We start from the raw sequence: 5293 nt of genomic DNA, 5'->3' as shown, positions 1-5293 counted from the left end.
GGCGCCCCAGAGAAATGTGGCGTCCGCGGCGGGGTTTAAGCGCCAGCGCGAGTAAAGTTTCCGCACCCGCCATTCCCGGTGCTGCATCCGCGAAGGGCAGGCGCTTGTCCTCTGGCCCGCGCGGGTCGTGGCTGGAGGAAATGACATCTATTGTCCCGTCGGCAACTGCGGTGATGCAAGCCAGACGGTCCTCTTCGCTGCGTAAAGGTGGGGAGAGGCGGGCGAAAGTCCGGAAACCGGTCAACGCCGTGTCCGAGAGGAACAGGTGGGCAGGCGTGATCCCGCAAGTGATTTTCACACCCTTGTCCTTGGCTGTGCGTATCAGGTCCAGTCCGGCAGCGGTGGTGACCTGTCGGAAATGCAACTGCACGCCGCTTTCGGCAGCCAAGGCCAGATCGCGCTGGATCGCCAAGGTTTCAACTGTGGGCGATGCGCTGGGTAGGCCCAACAGCGTCGCATTGAGGCCGGTGGTCGCAACCGCATTGCCAGCGAGGCCGGCATCTTCGCTATGCACAAACAGCGGCATGTCGAGCATCGCGCAATAGCGCATCAGCCGCAGCATCACCCCCGAATCGGCAATCCAGCGCCGCCCGGTCGCAACACCCAGTGCTCCAGCATCCTTCATGAGTGCAATCTCGGCCATATGCTGGCCATCGAGATCCTTGGTTGCCGCGGCGAGGGGGTGGACCCAGAAATCGGGCTTGCCCTTGCGACCCGCAAAACGGATCGTGGCCGGGTCATCATGGACCGGCGATTGGTCGGGCATCAAGGCGGCGCGGGTGATCCCGCCAAAGCGGAAAGCGGGTTTGTCGGTCGCGAACACACCAAGATCGATGATACCGGGTGCGACAATCAAACCTTCTGCGTCGATCCGTTCGCCAAGCGGATCGGCTTTGCCAACCTGTTCGATGCGCTCACCCGAGACATGGAGGTGCGCGGTTTCAGGCGCTGTCTTGCCTGGGAGGATGACCTGACCGCCGAGGATATTGGTACCGCTCATGACCAGCCCTCCACGCCGCGCGCCCTTCGCGTCAATATGTCGAGGCAGGCCATGCGCACGGCGACCCCCATTTCGACCTGTTCGGTGATGGCGGAGCGCTCTATGTCGTCGGCGATGTGGCTGGCGATTTCCACGCCGCGGTTCATCGGGCCGGGGTGCATGACCAGCGCATCGGGCTTGGCCAGCGCCAGCCGCCGCGAGTCGAGGCCGTAGAGATGGAAAAATTCGCGCGGGGAGGGGATGAAATCACCCTGCATCCGCTCATTCTGCAGCCGCAGCATCATCACGACATCGCTGCCGGGTAGAGCGGCATCGAAACTATTGAAGGCTTCAACGCCGAAGCTGGCGATGCCTTCGGGCATCAGGGCCGGGGGCGCAACAACGCGTACTTGTGCACCTAAGGTCGTCAGGCTGATCATGTTGGAACGGGCTACGCGGCTGTGCAGGATGTCGCCGCAGATGGTGACCACAAGACCGTCAATACGCCCCTTCCGACGGCGTATGGTCAAAGCGTCTAGCAAGGCCTGCGTCGGATGCTCGTGCGTGCCGTCGCCCGCATTGAGCACAGGGCAATCGACCTTTTGCGAGATCAGGTCGACCGCGCCTGAACTGGCATGGCGGATGACGATGGCGTCGGCACGCATCGCGTTCAACGTCATCGCAGTATCGATCAGCGTCTCGCCCTTTTTGGTGCTCGATTGTGCGACATGCATGTTGACGACATCCGCGCCCAAGCGCTTGCCCGCAATTTCGAACGACAGCAGCGTGCGGGTGCTGTTCTCGAAAAAGGCGTTGATTATGGTCAATCCGCGCAACCGGTCATCGCGTTTCGTGGCGCCGGAGCGGTTGAGCGCAACCCATTGTTCGGCTTCCGCCAGGATGAACTCGATTTCCCAGGGTTGTAGCCCTGCGATGCCCAGCAAATGCCGGTGTGGGAAGGCGGCGGAACCTGCTGGAAAGCGGCCCGGTGAAGCTGTTGATGGCGATGTCATTAAAGCCAGTGCCTTAGGCGGGTTGGCTTCGTTACTCAAGATGCTTTGAATAACCTGATCATCTGAGTGACGGAGCTGCTCTGGTGTGGAAGGTTATTTGGATCTTGGAGGTTTCTCACAACATGCTGAAGATCCCAGAGTTTGAGCGAGTTGCCACCCATACGCTTTTTGAATGTTTCGTTTTCACGCCATTTTGTATGGTCGCCGATGATTTTTGTAACCGCCGTTACATGTTGAACATCGCTACGACCTGAGAGGGCTCGAACCCGATGTTTCAGAGCAGTCGCCCATTCTTCCACCGCCAGCTCTCGAAAATGTTTCCATGCTGCTTTATTCCAGAGCAAGCCGTCACTTAGTATAGCATCCGCTGCAGCACCTGCATCAAGTTCGCGGCCTTTGCAGCTGACCACTAAGACTGGTTCATTGGGTGAGCGGGGTTTAACGGCAACCAAATCAATATCGGAGGCGCCAGTTCTATATCGTTCGTCGATTTTTATCTTCTCAGGAAGTGCGAACGATACGTTTTCCATAACAAAATAGCCTTGCGCTTGAAGGCTAGTTTTGACGATATCTTCAAAAATATTGACTGCCATAAGAACTACATGGCTATCATTTCTTCCTAAATCGTCAACGCATCAATCGCACCCTGCAAGATATGCGCCGCGGCGGCACTGTCGATCCGTTCGGCGCGTTTGGCGCGGCTCAGGTCGGCTTCTATCATGAAACGTTCGGCCGCAGCGGTCGACCATCGCTCGTCCCAGAGCAGGATGGGCAGGCCAAGGTCGAGCAGGTTGCGCGCGAAGGACCGGCTCGACTGGCTGCGCGGAGATTCGCTGCCGTCCATGTTGATCGGCAGGCCGATGACGATGCCTGCGGTCGGGCGGGTGGCGATCGCTGCCTGCAACAACGCTTTGTCTTTGGCGAATTTGCTCCGCGTGATAAGATCGGCGGGGGAGGCGAAGCTCCAGCCTGCGTCGCAAAAGGCGGTGCCGATGGTCTTGCTGCCGACATCAAGCCCGATCAGCACCCCGCCTTCAGGCAACGCGTCGCGAAATTCCAGAGCGGAGGTTGTGATGACGGACATCACTTGTCACTAATACAATTCGTCATTCCCGCGAAAGCGGGAATCGATCACCCGCCGTTGAAATTTCATCCGACGGTGGTGGACCCCCGCGTTCGCGGGGGTGACGAAGTTTTGGTATGACGGGTTGAGTGAAGCTCACCGCGCCAGAAATTTCTGCACCCTCCACAAGGCATCCGCCCGGACATTCGCCCAGAACAGCGGATAATCGTAAACATGATAGTTGTTGCCCGGCAGCACATAGGGGCCGATTTCAGGCGGGTCGCCGATCAACAGGAAGCCGCGCTGGTCGCAGCGGGCAGGGACTGCAGCTTTGATCAACTCGCCCGTCTTCATGTCGTCCGATGGCTTGAGCGAACCGAGATTGGCCTCAACGCCAGCCTCTGCCGCTGCCCCGCCGGTCAGCGGGTTGGTGCACAACATGGCGGTGTTGGCGCGGGACTGGCCATTAAAGCCCTTGGTGGCGTCGTAGACTTTCAGGATACGCTCATATTCAGCCGGTTCGGCAAAGCTCTGCCATCCTAATATGCATCCGGTCTGGTCGGGTGAGGTGCATGCGGACAAACCCATTTCGGGCAGGTCGGTTTCGATCGAGACCGGCCAGCCTACCGCATAAGCCGCAACAATACGTTTGGCGATCGGCTTGCCCGCGACACGGTCTTTTAAAAGATGCGTCAGGTGCAGAGCGCCTTGGCTATGCCCGGCGAGGATGATCGGGCGGTCTTTCTGAACCTTGGCCACGAAATCGTCGAACGCCAACAAGACGTCCTTGTAAGCGGCATCGAGCGCCTTTTGCCCCTCAGGTCTATCGGTCAGGAAGGCACCAATGGCGGCTTGGCGATAGCGCGGCGCCCAGATTTCGCCAGAAGCGGCAAAAGGCGAGGCGAGCCCTTGCAGGAATAGCTTTGCCCGTTCCTGTGACAGCTTATCGTCCAGTGGCGCATTCCAGTGCGACTTTTCCATATAGGAGGTCGGGTGAATGAAGAAGATCGCGGCGGGTCCCGGAACTTCTATCTTCTCTGCGCCAACCGGTTGCCAGCTCGTTACGCTCTCCGCCCCATTCCGACCACGGGCGAACCACATGGCGGGATCGTCATATTTATTGGTGGCAAACGCCTTTTGTTCTTCAAATTTGGTCGTCGGCACGAAAGCGAACTCGGTGAGTTCCTTTTCATAAATGCGGACAACGAAGCCGCCCGCGATCACCAGCGTGATGATGGCGGCGACAAGGTAAAGGAATTTGCGGGCCACGTTTTGGGATATCCGTTTGTTTCAGTCTTTGGGCGGCATTTAGCGAATTGGTATAAAATAGCACCGGATATTTGAACGCAGGCTGAAAAGCGCAGCTTTGGCGGTTGATGCTGCGACTGCACAATGCTAGCGGCTGCCACATGTCAGTCGATAAAGATACCGTGAACAAGATCGCGCGGCTCTCCCGCATTGCGATCAGTGACGAAGAAGCCGACAAGATGGTCGGGGAGCTGAACGGCATCCTCGCCTGGGTCGAACAATTGGGTGAGGTGGACGTGACCGGCGTCGAACCGATGACCGCCGTGATCCCCAATCATTTGCGTCTGCGCGACGATGTCGTCACTGACGGCGATGTCCGCGAAAAGGTGCTCGCCAATGCGCCCGCCCGCGAAGGCTGCTTCTTTGGCGTGCCGAAGGTAATTGAGTGATGGACAGCGACCGTTCAACCATTACCGTAGCCCTGAGCAGCAGCCGCATCGCGGCTGCGTCCGTCGAAGGGCGCTTCAAGGCATGGCGCAATACTGAGACGCGGGCTTCGACAGGCTCAGCCCTGCGGTGGATTTGATATGACAGATTTAACAAAACTCGGCGTAGCTACCATCCGCTCTGGCGTTGCTAATGGCGAATTCACCGCTGTTGAAGTGGCCGAAGCCTTCAACGCTAATGTCGCGGCGGCAAAAGTCCTCAACGCCTTCATCGTCGAAACGCCCGAAAAGGCCATCGAAGCGGCAAAGGCCGTCGACGCTGACCGTGCTGCTGGCAAGCCGCTGGGCAAGATGGCCGGCGTTCCCATCGGCATGAAGGATTTGTTCGCCACCGAAGGCGTGCAGACCACCGCCGCGAGCCACATTCTCGAAGGCTTTGTTCCTACCTACGAATCGACCGTTTCGGCCAATTTGTGGAAGGCCGGGGCAGGGATGCTGGGCAAGCTCAACCTTGACCAGTTCGCCATGGGTTCGTCGAACGAGA

At 58.6% G+C, this 5293-nt stretch carries 7 protein-coding genes; 2 read left to right on the top strand and 5 right to left on the bottom strand.

Annotation, left to right across the window (positions count from 1 at the left end; genetic code table 11):
- From PKC81_RS14330 to PKC81_RS14310, 5 genes are all read right to left on the bottom strand, one after another.
- Positions 1-1000, bottom strand: a 1000-nt coding sequence (locus PKC81_RS14330) for a dihydroorotase (protein ID WP_324337254.1), incomplete at its 3' end; no start/stop codon positions are given.
- Positions 997-1992, bottom strand: a complete 996-nt coding sequence (locus PKC81_RS14325; RefSeq protein ID WP_324337251.1) for an aspartate carbamoyltransferase catalytic subunit — start codon at positions 1990-1992, stop codon at positions 997-999. The genes PKC81_RS14330 and PKC81_RS14325, both read right to left, overlap by 4 nt.
- Before the next feature lie 35 nt (positions 1993-2027).
- Positions 2028-2585, bottom strand: coding sequence for a hypothetical protein (locus PKC81_RS14320; protein WP_324337249.1), 558 nt, complete (start codon positions 2583-2585; stop codon positions 2028-2030).
- Positions 2586-2611: 26 nt separating this feature from the next.
- A complete protein-coding gene (gene ruvX, locus PKC81_RS14315; protein ID WP_324337247.1) occupies positions 2612-3076 on the bottom strand; it encodes a Holliday junction resolvase RuvX in 465 nt (154 codons plus the stop codon).
- Between the two features lie 135 nt (positions 3077-3211).
- Positions 3212-4324, bottom strand: a complete 1113-nt coding sequence (locus PKC81_RS14310; RefSeq protein WP_324337244.1) for a DUF3089 domain-containing protein — start codon at positions 4322-4324, stop codon at positions 3212-3214.
- 140 nt (positions 4325-4464) lie between these two features.
- Between PKC81_RS14310 and gatC the strand changes: the two genes are divergently transcribed.
- Positions 4465-4752: an Asp-tRNA(Asn)/Glu-tRNA(Gln) amidotransferase subunit GatC gene (gatC, locus tag PKC81_RS14305; protein ID WP_324337243.1), complete on the top strand. Its 288-nt coding sequence runs from the start codon at positions 4465-4467 to the stop codon at positions 4750-4752.
- A 138-nt stretch (positions 4753-4890) separates the two neighbouring features.
- A partial coding sequence (locus tag PKC81_RS14300) for an amidase (RefSeq protein WP_324337241.1) occupies positions 4891-5293 on the top strand: 403 nt, incomplete at its 3' end.

Origin of the sequence: Sphingorhabdus sp. (genome assembly GCF_035329025.1) — a bacterium.
Taxonomy (GTDB): domain Bacteria; phylum Pseudomonadota; class Alphaproteobacteria; order Sphingomonadales; family Sphingomonadaceae; genus Sphingorhabdus_B.
The sequence above is the reverse complement of the archived record's forward strand: the minus strand, read 5'-3'. Positions and strand labels throughout refer to the sequence as shown.